This is a genomic window from Pseudomonas sp. Ost2 (assembly GCF_018326065.1).
Lineage (GTDB): Bacteria > Pseudomonadota > Gammaproteobacteria > Pseudomonadales > Pseudomonadaceae > Aquipseudomonas > Aquipseudomonas gingeri.
Window position 1 is genome coordinate 942,191 of sequence record NZ_AP021904.1, and the last position, 16,023, is coordinate 958,213.

Genomic DNA, 16,023 nt, shown 5'->3' on the forward strand with positions numbered 1-16,023 from the left:
TGTGAATATTGGATTAAAGGTAACCTCGTTCAGCCAGAGATACGCAGCCTTCATGACCAACAACGATGTGATCCAACGTCTGGGTGCCAATCATGCTGAGGGCGTTCTTGAGCGCCAGGGTTAGCGTGCGATCAGCTTGGCTGGGTTCGGGATCGCCGGATGGATGGTTATGTACCAGAATTGCCGCTGCAGCATTGAGCTCCAACGCAATCTTGACCACTTCGCGCGGGTACACGCTGGCACCATCCAGCGTGCCTCTGAATAGCTCCCTAAAGGCAATTACTCGATGTTTGCTGTCCAGCAGTAGTAGCGCAAAGACTTCGTGCTCGTGGTACTGCAGCAGTGTTTGCAGGTGGCTAAAAACCTGCTTTGGCTCAGTCAATGCCCGGCCTTTATACAGACGGCTCATTGCTAGCTGTTGCGCCATTTGCAGGATGTCAGCCTCTGTAACTGGGGACTCCATGACATAGGTGCCGGTTGTTTCACCGGCTATCAGCTTGTGATATTTCATGCGGGTATTTCCTGATCGAATAGGGAGAACGCAGAAGAGTTTGAGAAGGAGTTACTGAACCGAAGGCCTGTCTTTGCGCCGTGTGGCTTGCGACTCCAGCTTTTGGGCGAGTGAGGGTTTGGCAGGTGCTCCCAGTTGGGCTAGGGGCTCTACGCGACTAGGCTGATCTTCAATGGCGGGGAAGAACTCCTCGACGATGGCACCGGTGTCCTCCTCGCTGTCTTCAAAGGCCCCATTGTTAAAGCCCTGCCGGGCCGCTTGGTCCAAGGTGCTCTGGTCAAAGCCCGCGGCTTGACGGGTTTCCTCCAGTTGCTTGGCTGCAAATAAGGCATCCTCCATGCCCAAGCCACTGCGTACCGTGATGTCTACGTAGAAAATCGGCGTACCGTAGCTTTGGCGAGTGGACTTGCCCCGCAGACGCAACTCCAGCGGTAGGCAGGCGAGTCGATCGCCGGAGATGGCTTGTAGGTAATGCAGGCGCGCTGCCAGGGTGCGGATACTGTTGTAGCCCGTGGTACGAAAGATAAAACTGCCCAGCGGATCGTCATCACCAATCAACACATTGAGCCGGCCGTAAGGCTTGCAGGCATTGCCTTGAGCCAGTGAACAGCCATCCGGTGAAGGGCAGGGCAATGACTGGATGCCTTCCTTAGTCAAACGCCTGCAGGTCTCACCATTGCCGACGCATAGCGGCCGGCCGGTGTTACGGTCGAACAGGCTGTAGTCAGCCCGAAAGTTAAGGTCAGGCTCGTTGAACAGCAGCCGGATCGGAATGCTGCGCAGTTTGCCGTCCTGGCCATTGCGCAGTTCTTCGTTAAGGGGATGCAGTAACCAGCCGTCACGGCTCTGTACTTGGGAGGTGATGGTGAATTGATCGTCCTTTTCCGGCAGACGCTTGCCGTTCTTTTCGACAACCTTGCCGATGGAAATTCGGCCCAAAACCGGCGGTGTGATGGATAAACCTTTGAGCATGGGAGTTCTCCTGTATCTGAAATAAAAACGCCCCCTGGGCCGCACGAGCGGCCCAGCGGGCGTTGGAGAGAAAGGGCAGGGAATAAGGAAAGAGCGAACGAACGTTCAGGCCAACAGAAAACGTCGACTGCCGGCTTTGATGGTCGAGTAGCGAACTTGCAGGTGAGGCTTTTCTTTGAGCAGGCGGGGGATGTCCAGGGCCACGCTGTCTTTGGCTTTCCTCCAAGTGATGCTGCCGGTTGGGAAGGTTGCCCGACTGGCATTGCCCATGGCCTGTTGCAACGTTTGCTTGAGCTGAGCTTCCTGCTTCTCCTGCAGAGCAATCGATTCGCGCACGTTCTGCAGTTCGATAAAGTTCGTGCAGAGCAGCGTATCCTGGCTAAAGTCCAGGCTTTGTCCATTGTCCTGCGGATACAGACAGCGCAAAGCTTGCTCCGCCGAGGCGGAGCCGTCTGCTGGCGGCGGGGTGTCACTGACGACGTAATCCCAGAAGAGCCGTTCCAGGTCGACCAGTCGAGCTATCAGTGACTCATCGCGTTCAATGCGATGGATTTCCAGGTACTGACCACCGAGCAGTACCGCCACATCCGCCGCCTGCTTGCCAGTCACGGCCAACTGGTGCATCACTTGCAACTGCACATACTCGGGTACGCCTTCTTTCCACAGGCGTGCGCCGTTTATGCCGGCGGTTTTGCATTCGAGAATCTGCACTTCTGACGCGCCGATAACCTCACGGTCGATGTTGGCCAGCATCCAGCCCAGTTTGGGATCAGGATGCTGTAGCACCGCATTGACACGGCGGACCCGATGACCAGTGCGCCGGGTGTAATGTGATGCGACAATCGGCTCCAGGATGTTGCCCCAGTACGTAGGGCTTTCCTCATCCTGCGGATCGAGCTGGGGCAATGAGGTGTCACGCCCGGTTTTCTCCATCCACAACTCCAGCTGGGACTTATAAGGGCTCAGGCTCACAGCTGCGGCGGCATCCGAACTGCCGATGCCTTGCTTGCGTACGGCCAACCAGGCCTCACGCGGCAGTTGTTTAGTGCCAACTAGGCGTAAGGCAGGGCGGGCTCTAGTTCTGAGATGTTGTAGCGATTGAGTGTTCATAATCATTTCCTGAGGCATAAAAGAACACCCGACCAGCACGAGGCTGATCAGGCGTTTAGGGAGTGGAAGAAAGAGAATGGGTGGGGCGAGGACAGCGAAAGCCGGGGCTAAGCTGCAAGTTGTAACGCCGCCTCCAGCGCCCGTTGCTTGATCTGTGCACCTTGACCGAACCAGGCAGAATCCATGCGGTACTCGATGCTTCTCGCACGGCGTTCGTGGTCGACGTACTCCGTCACGGCGTTGAGCAGGCCCCAGGCGGTTCCTTGAGCTGACTCCAGGGTTGATCCGCGGCCCTGACCTTCATACAGGCATTGCACCTTGCGTAGCGCTCGCTCATTGGGAAGGACTGCTGATAGCTCGCTGTGGGGGCTGGCATCACACAACACTCTCGTGAAAAAGCCCATGGCTTCGTACGACTGGATTTTGCGTTCAGAAAGCAGGCGCATTCGGTGCATGAAGGCATCCCATTGCGAGATAGCAATACCGAGTTGCTTTTTCACTGCCTGTGGATCAAAGCGCGTGCGGTGTGGCACCTTGATCGACTTGTTCGCACCATCCAATGCAATGGTCAACGTGTTGTTACAGACTACCCGCACTGTCGTGGGCGTCGCTGTGGTGGCCAACGTGCCGTCACATGAAGTGGCCAGCAACAGGTAACCGTTAACCTGATCGTTGCCTTTCAAGGTCGTACCTTGACCAGTACGGGCCAACGCCCAGAACTTGCGACCGCCTTTGAGCACCCCGGCCGTTTCCAGCTCGTAGCCCGAGACTTCAGTGAGGTCCCGATAAAACTCTAAAACCTCGCGCGGCTGTACTACCTGATAGCGCGGGGAAACCACCGACAATGGGGCCTTAGTGTCGGAGCGGTACAGTACCTTTTGTTCGGGGAAAGTGTGAATTGAGCCAAGTGCACCGATGCTATCGGACTTGAAATGCACCGGGCTGTCCTGGATCTTCCAGTCCATACCGGCTTCGCGCTGCCAGATTTCGATTGGTTGTTTCGGGGAGAGTCGACTGCCCAGGCCGTGCCAAGGAGTTGCGCCAACGTAAGCCATTTGTTCAATGAGATGAGCCATGAGGATAGGTCCTTGTTAATAAGGGAGTGCGGCCCTATTTGCCATCGGCATGCAGGGCCTGACGATGAGTTAGCGGTTGGCGCTGAAGCTGTAACCGCACTCTAGGCATTGATAGTTATTCAGTACCTTGTCATCGAGCTGTTCACCGAGCGTGGCCCCGGCGATACCGCCAGCGACCCCTCCGAACAAACCACCTAAAATCGCTCCGGCTACGCTCCCGATTGCTATGCCTATTGGGCCTCCAGCAACACCTATTACGGCTCCAGCTTCGGCGCCAGACAGCGCCCCTGCCGTACCACTGGCGGCGCCGCCTGCGGCACCGATCAACCCGCCTGCTTGTTTACCAATATTTTTTGTGACGATTCGTCCAGAGTTGCAGCTTGGGCAAGGTGAGTACATACAAAAAACCTCTCAAGAGATGAGCGTGCACAGCCGAATGCGAGCACGCAAATACCCAATGGCAGTCGATACCGTTGGGTGTTCATAGAGGTGATATAGGTCTGAGATTTTTTTGAATGGGATCTTGGCTAATTAGAACCTGCAATACCCCACTGCAGGGGAAGGTTGGCAGTTCGAACCAGCCCTGGGACACCATTTAATCCTGGGTCCTCAGTGTTTCTGCTCTTACCCTACAACCTCGTGGGTGCAAAAAGGGTGTAAAAAGGGTGCAAGAAAGTCGATTTTTATGCCATGACATCAATCATGGGCGATCTAAGTTTATTCTTGAAACTTTGAGTCTTGCCTTTGTCGTACTCCCCCGAAATCGCGACGCCATTACAAGATCGAAAGCTTTTCTAACATCAAAAAGTTTAGCGCTCGGGCGGTTTATACAACAGTCCAAACAAGCGGGTGAAGCACCCTCTCCATGTAGGTCTTTATCAAAGTAGCGTTGCAGTTACAGGGGCGCTTGGATGAAGCGCCCTCCGTTTCTCAAGAGGTAGGTTGAAGCTTTCTTCTTGTCAGCAAGTCGAGCGCGACATCCACGATCATGTCCTCCTGACCACCGACCATACGCCGTTTGCCCAACTCGACCAGAATGTCGACTGTTTTGAGATCGTATTTAACCGCGGCGATTTCGGCATGGCGCAGGAAGCTCGAATAAACGCCAGCATAACCCAATGCCAAAGTCTCGCGATCGACGCGTACAGGACGATCTTGCAGCGGTCGAACAATCTCGTCCGCTGCGTCCATCAGTGCGTAAAGATTAGTCCCATGTTTCCATCCCAAGCGGTCGGCAGCGGCGATGAAGACCTCCAACGGCGCGTTGCCGGCCCCCGCCCCCATACCGGCAAGGCTGGCGTCAATGCGATCACACCCTTCTTCAACGGCGGTGATCGAGTTGGCCACGCCGAGGCTCAGGTTGTGGTGCGCGTGCATTCCAGTTTCGGTTTCCGGTTTGAGCACGCGCTTAAATGCACGGAATCGGTCGCGAATGTCCTCCATGCTCATTGCGCCACCGGAGTCGGCCATATACACGCAGGTCGCGCCGTAGCTCTCCATCAACTTGGCTTGGATGGCCAACTGCTCGGCCGGGATCATGTGGCTCATCATCAGAAAACCGACGGTATCCATGCCCAGCTCGCGAGCATATTCAATGTGCTGTTTTGAGACGTCGGCTTCGGTGCAGTGGGTAGCGATCCTAACGACCCGGGCACCGGCGTTGTACGCTGCTTTCAGGTCATGCACCGTGCCGATACCAGGCAACAACAGCGTGGTAATTTTAGCGTGGCTGATGACATCGGCTGCAGCCTCGATCCATTCCAGATCGGTGTGCGCGGCAAAGCCATAATTGAAGCTCGAACCTTGCAGACCATCACCGTGAGCCACTTCGATCGAGTCGACCCTGGCCTTGTCGAGGGCTCGGGCGATGTCCTGCACGTTCTGGATTGAGTACTGGTGACGCACAGCATGGCTGCCGTCGCGCAGGGTCACATCGGAGATGTAGAGTTTTTTGCTGGGGTCAAAAGTCATGTCGGTGTCCTCAGGCATTCAGCATCGACTGCGCCATGCGCTCGGCCGTGGCCAAGGCAGCGGAGGTCATGATGTCGAGATTGCCGGCGTAGGCCGGCAGGTAATGGGCGGCGCCTTCGACTTCGAGGAACACCGAAGTCTTAAGGCCCGAGAACTTTCCGAGCCCCGGAATGTTCAGCGGCGCATCCTCGGGGATCACGTCGAATTGCACTTGTTGCTTCAGGCGATAACCCGGTACATAGGCCTGCACAGCGGCCGCCATTTCGGCAATGGAGGCTTCAACCAGTACTTGGTCTGCCGCTTCAGACAACACAAACACCGTGTCACGCATCATCAACGGTGGCTCAGCCGGATTCATGATGATGATCGCCTTACCCTTCGTAGCACCGCCGATCACTTCGATGGCCTTCGAGGTAGTTTCTGTGAACTCGTCGATGTTGGCTCGAGTGCCGGGTCCGGCGGACTTGCTGGCAATGGAGGCGACGATTTCGGCGTAATGCACCTTGGCGACTCGTGAAACTGCCGCGACCATCGGAATGGTCGCCTGTCCGCCGCAAGTGACCATGTTGACGTTGAGTTGAGCGAGGTTCTGGTCGAGGTTAACCACTGGCACGCAGTAAGGCCCGATGGCCGCCGGGGTTAGGTCGATCAGCCGAATGCCTGGTTTGATTGACCGCAGGAATGCATCGTTTTTCACATGAGCACCGGCCGACGTGGCATCGAACACAAAATCGATGTCCTTAAAGACGTCAAGGCGGGTCAGACCTTCCACGCCTTCGTGGGTGGTGGCTACGCCCATGCGCTGGGCACGGGCCAGGCCGTCGGAAGCCGGGTCGATGCCGACCATGGCCGCCATTTCCAAGTGCCTGGCGTTACGCAGGATTTTGATCATCAAGTCGGTGCCGATGTTGCCGGACCCAATAATGGCGACCTTGAGTTTTGTTTGGCTCATAGAGGCGATCTCGTAGGCTGGCCGGACGCCTGGAACGTTCGGCTAAGGATTGGGGCGGTTTAGACGAAGCAGCAGCTGACTTCGCCCAGACGCGTTAAACGCAAGTGCAGGCTGTCTCCAGCTACCACTGGTGTCATTGGCCCAAGCGCACCGGAAAGCAGCACGTCACCGGCCTGCAAAGGGCGACCCATTTCCGCCATAGTTCGCGCTAGCCAAAGACAAGCATCCAGGGGATTGCCCAAACATGCAGCGCCTACGCCGATAGACGCTGTGGCCCCATTTTTCTCTAGCAACATCCCTTCGAGTCTCAGGTCGAGCGAAGAAAGTCGCGTGGGCTGTTTACCCAATACGTAAAGGGCCGATGAAGCGTTGTCTGCCACCGTATCGACCAAAGAGATGTTCCAGTTCTCAATGGCCGAATCGACGATTTCCAAGGCCGGAACCACGTACTCCACAGAGCGCATTAGCTCAGCCAATGTGGTGTCAAAATGGGGAAGATCGCGTCCCAGAACAAAAGCAATCTCGCCCTCGGCTTTGGGTTGTATCAGCTGACTGGTCTGAATTTGTCCGCCATCCACAATTTCCATGTCTGCGAACAACATGCCGAAGTCCGGCTGGTTGACCCCCAATTGCTGTTGTACGGCGGCGGAGGTCAGCCCAACTTTTCGTCCAGTCAAACGACGGCCTTGAGCCAGTGCGAGCTCGGTGTTGATCTCTTGTACGGCATAGGCGCCGGTCAAGGAATCGATACCGAAGGCTTCTGATATCCGAGAGCAGGGCTTGCGCTGCTCGCGAGCGACAGACAACGCTGCGGCGGCTGCTTGCAGATGCTGGATTGGGAACAGACTCATGCACTTTTCCTCAATGCAGAAGAAATAGGAGCTACAACTTCCTGGGTTGGCACCCATTGCAACTGAAATTTGAGTTCAGCAATTGCACGATCTAGGTCGATGGACTTGACCATAGCGAATGTGAATTTGTCTGGACGCACCACTGCAATGGCGCCTGACGAGAAACCTGAGCGCTTGAACCAGGCAACCATTTCACCGCTCACATCCTCGACCTCTGCTAACTCACAGGTATTGGTGCGATCGACGTTTTGGCCTTGTGGCCGTTTGGCGAACTCGAAGAGTGTGAGATAGCGAGTCCCCTGTGCTTCGAGCAGTTGCCGTGACGCCGCGCAAAGATGTTCACGCGGGTCTACATTCAGACCAATAAGGGCATACCCTTCGCCCAATAAGCCATCAAGCAGCACGCGCTTTCCTTTGAAGGTGCGTACTTCGGGTTGAGGGATCATCGTGCCTTCTGGGGATCGTCGATGCTTGCGCGGCAATCCCAAATAGCTGTCGAGTGCATAGGTGGGGGCGGGTTTGAAGCGTCCCTCGCGAACGTACCGACCGAGAAATGGCGTTACCAGAACGGTCTTAACAAGCAAATTTCGCAGTCTGCTGGTAATCGGGTTAGACATCGAAACGAAGTCTTTCATCTGCACCGATATATCGATCATGGCTTTGGCATGATGAAAGCGTTCAGTCCCATACGTATCGAGCAACCGATCGTTGGCGCGCCCCTTGATGACCGAGTCCAGTTTCCAGGCGAGGTTGTAAGCATCGCGCACCCCGGAGCTCATACCTTGCCCCATGAACTGAGGGGTCATATGTGCAGCGTCTCCAGCGATGAAGACCCGACCTTTACGCCAGTCCTTGGCGACTAGTGCGTTGAAGGTATAAACCAGCTTACGTTTGACGATGAATTTATCCGGATCGACGTGTCGACTGATAAGTGCACGCACGACTTGCGGATCTTCCATCTGCTCCTTCGTCTGGCCGGGCATCAGCATGAACTCGAAGCGATGGAAGCGACCAGGCTGAGGACAGCAGACGGTAGGGCATTCGGGGTCGCAGATGAAGCTGAAGTAAGGAAGATGGCGTAATGCGTCCTCGCCTTCTTTCATTTCCAGGTCGACCACCAACCAAGGTTCTGGAAAGTTCTTGCCACTCATACCGATACCCAGTGCTTCACGCACGGTACTACGACCACCATCGGCGCCTACCAAATAACGAGCGCGAATGGTTTGTGGGTCAGGGTCGGCAGCGATTTCGGTGCACGTATCAGTAGCGTCGCTGAAGCGAAAGTTACTGGTAGCTTGATGAGTAATGGTGACGCCATCGTCGTCCTGTTCAAAGTGCGTGAGTTCTCGACCACGCACAACTTGAACAGTGGGGTAACGCTTGAGTAGATCACTCAGCGTTGTTTCAAGCCACGGCTGATACAGGAAATTGATGATTGGCCAGCCGAATGGACGATCGAGGCGCCAGTACTGGCCAAGGACCTGGCCATTCGCGAGCACCCATTGAGCAGGTGTGTCCACCTGCATGTTGATGGCTAGGTCGTCCACGACACCCGCGGCTTGCATGACGCGCATGCATTCATCATCGGTGTAGACAGCCCGAGCGTTGCCATAAAACGTCGGCTCGCGCTCAAGCACGACCACCGACAAACCGCGCATACCCAACAGATGCGCCAAGGTTGCTCCGGTTGGACCTAGTCCGGAAATAACCACGTCGACCATCTGCGCATTGGAGTTCTTATTATTCATAGGGATACCCTTCTTACAGCGGTGAATACTCGGGCTTTAACAACGAACGGATGCCGCGGCCAAAGTTGCCAATATTGGTAGTTAACTTGCGCCAAGTACTGGTTTTCTCGGGCCGATGGCCCCAGAGACTGATGCCCTGATAGGAGGTCGTTTGCCATTGGGTCTCATCAACCACCAAAGCATTCCAACCCAGCTCCACTTCGAATCCGCAGGGGGTCATTACGTAAAATGATTGTTCGCGGTCGTTTGGGTGTTCGCCGATTTCGTGAGCCATCTCGAAGCCCAGTTTTCGGCAACGCAAAAATGCATCGGTGAGCTCGCCAGCAGAGATCGTCAATAAATTCATATGCTGGACTCGGGTGCGAACCGGATCCATTGGCAGGTCGCGCAGGCGTGCGATAGCTATAGAGTGATGCCGTTCATTGACCCTTAAAAAATCAATGTCCAGTGTCAGGCCCGCAATACGCTCGACAATGTGGTCGCTGTCTCGCGCATCAAAGATCTCCTGCCAGAAACGACGCATTTGTTGTGGCTTGCGCGATGTGATCGCCAGATGTCCCATACCGGCTTTTCCGGTGATAAAGCCGGCGTTGAGCATCGCCAACGGTTCATCCGTGATCAACGGTTCCCAAAATAATTCGACTGCCAGACGCTTGGGGCCAACAACCCGCCAGAACTGCTTCACTCCCCTTCGAGCCGCTGCGCTCGGATCGCTGACCTGCGCTTCGATGCCCAGTCGCTTCAAACGCAGCAACACTTCGTTCAGTGTTTCTTGATCACGCAGCTGCCACCCCACGGCAATGAAGTCTTCCTGCGGGCCGCGCTGAACGATGATTCGGCGTTGATGCGAATCCATACGGAACGCCAACACTTGCTCATCGTCGCAAGCCAAGTGCAGGCCAATACCGTCCTGGAGTAATGAACGCCACGGCCCCAAATGATTGGACTCAATCAGCGCATATCCCATGCTGCTGGCGCCGAAGATGTCTAGACCTTCTCTGTTTGCCATCAATAGATTCTCCATTTCGGCAAAATCAGAGCGCAGTGCGGCAACTGAGAAATGCGGTGGTCACGGCGTTGAACTCATCCGCACGCTCCCACTGCACCCAGTGACCGGTTTTACTGAACAAAAAAAGGTTGCAGTCAGGCATTTGACTGCGCAGTGCCTCGCCACCACTGGGGCGATTGACCTTGTCATCGGCCCCCCAGAGCACCAACGTCGATACTTGGCATTTTTTCAGGCGTGGATCTCGGGTGAAGTCCCAGTTACGGAAGTTGGGAATACCTTGAGGTTTGCGCAAAGGTGGAGCGGCAACTACTTGCGGATCAATGCTGGCTTGATAGCGCTCTTGGATCATCGCGTCGCTGACTTTACTGCCGTCATAAACTAGATATTCACGGATAAAACGGGTGATTTTGGCCAGGCTTGGACCTTCACCCGAGTAGTAATTGAGCAATAGTTTTAGACCGGGGGTTGGCAGGCTGCGGGTCGTGTTGACACCGCCTGGCCCCATTAACACCAATGCAGAAACCCGTTCTGGAGCATCCAGCGCCATGCGTAAGGCGCAGGCCCCGCCTAATGAGTTGCCGACCACGTGAGCACTGCTGATTCTCAGGGTGTCCAGCAAACCGAGCATTGCTCCGGCCAGATCGCCAAAAGGGTCCTTACGATCAACACCTTTGGTTGATTGGCCGTAGCCAGGCATGTCAGCAACGATTACGCGAAATCGTTGAGAAAGTGCCTCGATGTTCTTTGAATAGTTGGACAGGCCGGATGCACCGGCGCCACCACCATGCAGCATCAAAAGTGGATGTCCTGTGCCCATCTCGCTGATGAAAATCTGCCGACGACCCACTTGTACTGTTCGTGAAGTCAAGGCAGGGAGAGGTTCTTTATTGTTCATTGTTAGCTCCTGTCGAAACGCACTGGTCCCCAACGAGTGGGTCTGTGCTTTTGTCGACTCTATCACTCAAGCTCAAAAATGAACAACAGTGTTCAATCGTGTTTTTTGACCAAAGCCTTGCTTTAGCCCTGTAGAAGGACTTCAGCGATCTGATGAACGGTAGAAGTAGCTAAGAGAGATTCCCCCACCAGGCCTCTCTCGAAAAAGAGAAGGCCTGATGGCAGGGAGACGTGCAGAGGTCAGCTGGGTAGCAAAGGTAATGCTTTAGTGGCAATGGATTGTGCTTCGTCAGCAGGAACCCCTAAAGCCCGGAGCACGAACTCGGCTGTATCGGAGCCAGCGTCCCTCCAAGTCTTGTGACCTTGAAGCACCAACATAGTCGCAACAAGAACACTACCGCCAATCATGCTCATGACCGACGCCAGTTGCTCCTGACGAAAGCTGTACTTTTGGGAGGCCAGGCCACTGAGCACATCGTGCATTGGTGGCCCACTCCACATTTGCTGCAACGTCGTGTTACTGGCCGCATAGCGCACGAGGAAGCTGCCCCAGTAGGGTTCTTCATGGGCTCGACGAATATAAAAACGAATGCCATTAGCCAGGCGTTCGGTTGGTGGCATATCCGGATCAGCACTCCGGGCTACGCGGTCATTCATCTCAGCGCTAAGTTGACTGGCCACATCTTCGAACAAAGATTCGATCGAGGTGAGATTGTTGTAGATCGTGCCACGCGCGACACCGGCGATCTGTGCAAGCTCACTGACATTGACCTCTCCAACGCTTTTCTCAGCGAAAAGCCGCATGGCCGCTTCGTGGATTCGCTTTTGAACGGTGCTTAAGTTCAAGGACTGAACTCCATTAGGTCATCGAAATAATCATTGAACATCTGCGTTCAAAATAAAGCAACTCAAGCGAAGAGCACGTTGACAAATTTGAACATTGCTGTTCAATATTGTCCTTATAGGTTTTGCTGTCGTTCAGCAATCCTTCGCGCTGAGAGCCATGCCCCTTCAGTAGCCCTGCCTATCAGTAGAAGCCCAGCCAAGAGAGTCGCCATGTCAATCAAACAAGGCCGTATCGACGTTCATCACCACATCATTCCCCCTGCGTTTGTAGAAGCCATGGAAGCTAAAGGCCTTACCAAGGTCGCAGGGGCACCCTTGCCGAAATGGACGCCGGAAAAGTCCATTGAGGTTATGGACATGAACGGGATAGAGCGAGCGATCACGTCGTTGTCGGCCCCAGGTGTACATTTTGGCGGAGGAAAAGAGGAGGCGAGCGTCTTGGCACGTCGTTGTAACGAGTTCGCCGCCGATATGCGCGCTCGCTACCCCACTCGGTTTGGTAATTTTGCTGTGCTCCCCACGCCGTTTACCGAAGCCGCCTGTGCCGAAGCTGTGTATGCATTGGATAGTTTGAAAGCCGAAGGGGTCGTGCTCCTCGGGAGTACGGATGGTGTGTTTCTCGGAGATCCTCGATTTGACGAACTGATGGCCGAACTGGACCGACGCAAGGCAGTGGTGTTTGTTCATCCGAACATGCATGAAACCAGCGAGAGCATTGGATTGCAGACACCTGGTTTTCTGATCGAGTTTCTCTGTGACACAACCCGTGCTGCGGTCAACCTGATCTTAAGCGGCACCATGGAACGCTATCCTGGCATCAACTGGATTCTCTCCCACTCCGGCGGCTTTCTACCCTTCGTGGCGTGGCGTGTGTCCCTCGCCAATGCTTTGCCAGAGTTTCAAGACAGTGCTCCCCAAGGAGTCATGACCTACATTCGGCGCTTTTATTACGATACGGCCCTTTCGCCATCGCGCTTCTCCATGGCAGCGCTCAAAGAATTGGTAGACCCGTCACATATTCTGTTTGGCAGTGATTTTCCCTTTGCACCGGCGCCCGCCACAGCCCTGCAATGCCAAACCCTGGACAGCTCGGACATGTGGTCGCAGTCGATTCAACACGGGATAAATCGTGGTCACGCCTTGCGTCTTTTCCCGCAGTTCAAGCAACCCAACGAAGTCATCACACCAGCCCCAATTTATGAGGGCGAGTCGTTCTCACAACGCTTCAAGCGCAGCCTGACCCGCCCGATGGGCGCGATGGCTGAGCGTCTACGTAATCGCTGAATCGGCACCTAACCCACGCATCAGACGTTACGGACCGCATTGGCCTGTGGGATTTTGCGGGCTAAAAGGATCACCCGAAACAAATTTGATCTTCATTGACATTATTTGAACATATGTGTTCAATTGATTGAGCGGAAGTCATTTCCGAGCGCCTCAGAAAAATAATAAGAGCCGTAGCCATGACGAAAAGAAATCAGCTGTGCGCACTGGGGCTTTGCCTCATCTCCTCTCATACGTTGGCCAACGGCCTGCAAGTCAATGAACAGAGTATTAGCTCGGCCGGCAAGGCGTACTCCGGTCGCGCATCGGACGTTCAAGATGCCAGCATTGTCTACGGAAACCCTGCGGGCATGTCGAAGCTGGCGGGTGAACACGCCAGTGGCGGTATTAGCTTTATCAATGTCGACACCAATATCAGTGGAGTTAACACGTCAGTAGCGGGTACTTCCCGCGGCGATATGGTTCCCAGCCCGATCGTGGTGCCTTCGGGGTTCTACACCTTGCAACTCAACCAGGACTGGCATGTTGGGATGGGAGTTTATGCTCCCTTTGGCGGTTCGACGGAATACGAGGATAGCTTCCAAGGACGCTACCGAAGTTCACGCACCCAGGTAAAAGTGGTGACCTTACAGCCGACGTTGAGCTACAGAATCAACGATCGACTGTCGGTGGGATTTGGACCAACGATCAACCGCATCGACGGACTGCTTGAAAGCAAGATCAACAATCGGGCGGTGGGAGGTCAAGGTGACGGCACGGTCAAGGTTACTGGCGACGATACTGCGCTAGGTTTCAATTTTGGCATTATGTTCGATCCATTCGACAACCTGACGCTGGGGCTGGCCTATCACTCCAAGGTTGATTACACCCTTAAGGGCAAGACTAAAGTATCCGGTGCCAATGGTCTGCTAGCACCAATTCCAGCGCTGGGCTTACCTGGGCTCAATGGCAAATACGACTCTAGTCTCGACTTCACCACGCCTGAAACCGTCGATGCCTCAGCGACCTGGCGCTTTAGCGATCGCCTGGATTTCTCCGTCGGGGCACTGTGGAGTAGATGGAGCCGGGTCCCTGAGTTGAATGTTCAGAATACTGGCGTGCCGTCTTCCTATGCTGCATTCGGCTCAATTGTCGAAACCTTAAAGTGGCGTGACACCTGGTCGTTTTCAACAGGCATGTCTTACCGCCTCAACAAGCAGTGGAAAATTCGTACAGGTATCGCTTACGAACCCACGCCAATGCCCAACCAGTACACCTCCACTCGGGCCCCCACTGGCGATCGTAAAATCTTCACTTTGGGTTTGAACTGGCAGGCAACCGAGCAAATGTCATTGGATTTAGGCTACGGATATATCCACGAAGACACCGTTAAGGTTTCCCAACCTACTACGCAAGGCGGTTTGCGTCCGGGTTACAGCGCTGAGTATCAGAACACTATCAACGGGCTTGGCTTACAACTGAATTATGCGTTTTGACAGTGAAAGAGTGCCGCTTCAGGTCAGGAGCGAGGACGACCAGAGGCTGGATTTCATCGAACTGTCTGCTCTAAGCAAACGGAACTGATTCACCGCTAACTAACCATTGCGGCTTTGTAACTCAAGGTCGATGGACAGGCTTGGCCCGCGAAAAGGCAACGGAGAACAATAAAATGATTCGCCACACCGCTTTTCCTCAAGCTGTACTGGCAACGCCACAACCGGCGCGTCATCCCAAACCTTCCGTTAAGGCCACGAGCATCGCCTACCTGATTTTCGAGCGACCTGACCTCGACAAGGCTGAGCAGTATCTAACTGACTTTGGTCTGATCGTCACAGAGCGCAGCGATGATCTGTTGTTCCTGCGCGGCACTAACTCAGCGCCTTATTGCTACCGCGTAAAACGAGCGGAAAAACCCCGGTTTATTGGCTTTGGTTTGTCATTGAATTGCCGCGAAGACTTGAAGGTAATTGCTCAATTACCCGGAGCCTCAACCATTGAGAAGGCCCAGGCCCCTGGCGGCGGTGAACGAGTTACGTTAACCGACCCCTCCGGTTTTCTCGTTGAAGCAATTTACGGGCAAACGCCTGCGGTTGAGCTGCCACACCGTGCAGCGCTACGCTTCAATCAACCTGAGACCTCTCCACGAGTTAATGCTACCCAGCGCCCTCCGCAAACGCCCCCTGAAATCCTTCGCCTCGGCCATGTTGTACTGGAAGTCGCCGACTATCAGGCAACTTGCGCATGGTATACCCAGCATTTTGGCTTGATCCCCAGCGATGTGCAGGTCCTCCCCGACGGCTCGCCTGCTGTGACCTTCATGCGTCTGGACTTGGGCGTCACTCCAGCTGATCACCACTCCCTGGCCCTCGTTCAGGGGTTTATGCCGACCTACAGCCATAGTGCCTATGAGGTAGTTGATACCGACGCGATCGGTATGGGTCAGCGTGTCTTACGTGACCGAGGTTGGACACATGCCTGGGGCATTGGACGACACATTCTGGGAAGCCAAATTTTCGATTATTGGCAGGACCCCTGGGGCGATAAACACGAGCACTATTGCGACGGTGACCTGTTCACCGCTGAGCACACTATGGGTGTACACCATGTGAGCGCCGAAGCCATGGCGCAATGGGGTCAACGCATGCCCAAGAGCTTCACAAAACCGAAATTCAGTATGGCCAACATCCGCGCTCTGCTGCGCAACCTCAGACATAGCCCGGATCTGACTTTACGCAAGCTGATCATCTTGGCGCGTCTCTTCGCCTGATTTGTTACGCCCTTAACGCAACGTTACCAAGAACATAAAATGTGATGCACAGG

At 54.8% G+C, this 16,023-nt stretch carries 15 protein-coding genes; 3 read left to right on the forward strand and 12 right to left on the reverse strand.

Translation table 11 applies throughout. The features are described from left to right. Positions 1-13: 13 nt before the first annotated feature. The 12 genes from radC to KI243_RS04125 form a co-directional block, all read right to left on the reverse strand. Positions 14-511: a DNA repair protein RadC gene (radC, locus tag KI243_RS04075; protein ID WP_212810496.1), complete on the reverse strand. Its 498-nt coding sequence runs from the start codon at positions 509-511 to the stop codon at positions 14-16. Positions 512-562: 51 nt separating this feature from the next. Continuing rightward, the gene (locus tag KI243_RS04080; protein WP_212810497.1) at positions 563-1,483 is read right to left on the reverse strand and encodes a hydrolase or metal-binding protein; all 921 of its coding nucleotides are present in this window, start codon (positions 1,481-1,483) and stop codon (positions 563-565) included. Between the two features lie 105 nt (positions 1,484-1,588). Next, entirely contained in the window at positions 1,589-2,593 is a 1,005-nt protein-coding gene (locus tag KI243_RS04085) for a lambda-exonuclease family protein (RefSeq protein WP_212810498.1), read from the reverse strand. 107 nt (positions 2,594-2,700) lie between these two features. Beyond that, the gene (locus tag KI243_RS04090; protein ID WP_212810499.1) at positions 2,701-3,669 is read right to left on the reverse strand and encodes a DUF932 domain-containing protein; all 969 of its coding nucleotides are present in this window, start codon (positions 3,667-3,669) and stop codon (positions 2,701-2,703) included. A 69-nt stretch (positions 3,670-3,738) separates the two neighbouring features. Continuing rightward, positions 3,739-4,068 carry a hypothetical protein gene (locus KI243_RS32815; protein WP_244861816.1) on the reverse strand — a complete coding sequence of 110 codons (330 nt, stop codon included), beginning with the start codon at positions 4,066-4,068 and terminating at the stop codon, positions 3,739-3,741. A gap of 531 nt (positions 4,069-4,599) precedes the next feature. Further along, entirely contained in the window at positions 4,600-5,640 is a 1,041-nt protein-coding gene (gene dmpG, locus KI243_RS04095; protein WP_212810500.1) for a 4-hydroxy-2-oxovalerate aldolase, read from the reverse strand. Positions 5,641-5,650: 10 nt separating this feature from the next. Then, entirely contained in the window at positions 5,651-6,592 is a 942-nt protein-coding gene (locus KI243_RS04100) for an acetaldehyde dehydrogenase (acetylating) (protein ID WP_212810501.1), read from the reverse strand. Positions 6,593-6,651: 59 nt separating this feature from the next. After that, complete coding sequence (locus KI243_RS04105) at positions 6,652-7,443, reverse strand: fumarylacetoacetate hydrolase family protein (RefSeq protein ID WP_212810502.1); 792 nt, start codon at positions 7,441-7,443, stop codon at positions 6,652-6,654. Next, positions 7,440-9,191 carry a bifunctional 3-(3-hydroxy-phenyl)propionate/3-hydroxycinnamic acid hydroxylase gene (locus KI243_RS04110; protein WP_212810503.1) on the reverse strand — a complete coding sequence of 584 codons (1,752 nt, stop codon included), beginning with the start codon at positions 9,189-9,191 and terminating at the stop codon, positions 7,440-7,442. The genes KI243_RS04105 and KI243_RS04110 overlap by 4 nt, the downstream gene beginning before the upstream one ends. A 13-nt stretch (positions 9,192-9,204) precedes the next feature. Further along, positions 9,205-10,200, reverse strand: a complete 996-nt coding sequence (locus tag KI243_RS04115; RefSeq protein ID WP_212810504.1) for a VOC family protein — start codon at positions 10,198-10,200, stop codon at positions 9,205-9,207. Positions 10,201-10,225: 25 nt separating this feature from the next. Next, positions 10,226-11,095, reverse strand: a complete 870-nt coding sequence (locus KI243_RS04120; protein ID WP_212810505.1) for an alpha/beta fold hydrolase — start codon at positions 11,093-11,095, stop codon at positions 10,226-10,228. A gap of 239 nt (positions 11,096-11,334) precedes the next feature. Then, positions 11,335-11,940 (reverse strand): TetR/AcrR family transcriptional regulator, encoded by a 606-nt coding sequence (locus KI243_RS04125; RefSeq protein ID WP_244861817.1) that lies wholly within the window; start codon positions 11,938-11,940, stop codon positions 11,335-11,337. A 210-nt stretch (positions 11,941-12,150) separates the two neighbouring features. On the opposite strand from KI243_RS04125, the gene KI243_RS04130 reads away from it, so the two are divergent. The 3 genes from KI243_RS04130 (at position 12,151) to KI243_RS04140 (ending at position 15,970) form a co-directional block, all read left to right on the forward strand. Further along, positions 12,151-13,224: an amidohydrolase family protein gene (locus KI243_RS04130; protein WP_212810506.1), complete on the forward strand. Its 1,074-nt coding sequence runs from the start codon at positions 12,151-12,153 to the stop codon at positions 13,222-13,224. A gap of 179 nt (positions 13,225-13,403) precedes the next feature. Next, on the forward strand, positions 13,404-14,699 hold the full coding sequence (locus tag KI243_RS04135) for an outer membrane protein transport protein (protein ID WP_212810507.1): 1,296 nt from the start codon (positions 13,404-13,406) through the stop codon (positions 14,697-14,699). A gap of 173 nt (positions 14,700-14,872) precedes the next feature. Continuing rightward, entirely contained in the window at positions 14,873-15,970 is a 1,098-nt protein-coding gene (locus KI243_RS04140) for a VOC family protein (protein WP_212811172.1), read from the forward strand. The last annotated feature ends 53 nt before the right edge of the window (positions 15,971-16,023 follow it).

Coding starts and splice junctions, on each gene's coding strand:
- radC (WP_212810496.1), bottom strand. CDS start 511: ATGAAATATCACAAGCTGATAGCCGGTGAAACAACCGGCACCTATGTC.
- KI243_RS04080 (WP_212810497.1), bottom strand. CDS start 1,483: ATGCTCAAAGGTTTATCCATCACACCGCCGGTTTTGGGCCGAATTTCC.
- KI243_RS04085 (WP_212810498.1), bottom strand. CDS start 2,593: ATGAACACTCAATCGCTACAACATCTCAGAACTAGAGCCCGCCCTGCC.
- KI243_RS04090 (WP_212810499.1), bottom strand. CDS start 3,669: ATGGCTCATCTCATTGAACAAATGGCTTACGTTGGCGCAACTCCTTGG.
- KI243_RS32815 (WP_244861816.1), bottom strand. CDS start 4,068: ATGTACTCACCTTGCCCAAGCTGCAACTCTGGACGAATCGTCACAAAA.
- dmpG (WP_212810500.1), bottom strand. CDS start 5,640: ATGACTTTTGACCCCAGCAAAAAACTCTACATCTCCGATGTGACCCTG.
- KI243_RS04100 (WP_212810501.1), bottom strand. CDS start 6,592: ATGAGCCAAACAAAACTCAAGGTCGCCATTATTGGGTCCGGCAACATC.
- KI243_RS04105 (WP_212810502.1), bottom strand. CDS start 7,443: ATGAGTCTGTTCCCAATCCAGCATCTGCAAGCAGCCGCCGCAGCGTTG.
- KI243_RS04110 (WP_212810503.1), bottom strand. CDS start 9,191: ATGAATAATAAGAACTCCAATGCGCAGATGGTCGACGTGGTTATTTCC.
- KI243_RS04115 (WP_212810504.1), bottom strand. CDS start 10,200: ATGGCAAACAGAGAAGGTCTAGACATCTTCGGCGCCAGCAGCATGGGA.
- KI243_RS04120 (WP_212810505.1), bottom strand. CDS start 11,095: ATGAACAATAAAGAACCTCTCCCTGCCTTGACTTCACGAACAGTACAA.
- KI243_RS04130 (WP_212810506.1), top strand. CDS start 12,151: ATGTCAATCAAACAAGGCCGTATCGACGTTCATCACCACATCATTCCC.
- KI243_RS04135 (WP_212810507.1), top strand. CDS start 13,404: ATGACGAAAAGAAATCAGCTGTGCGCACTGGGGCTTTGCCTCATCTCC.
- KI243_RS04140 (WP_212811172.1), top strand. CDS start 14,873: ATGATTCGCCACACCGCTTTTCCTCAAGCTGTACTGGCAACGCCACAA.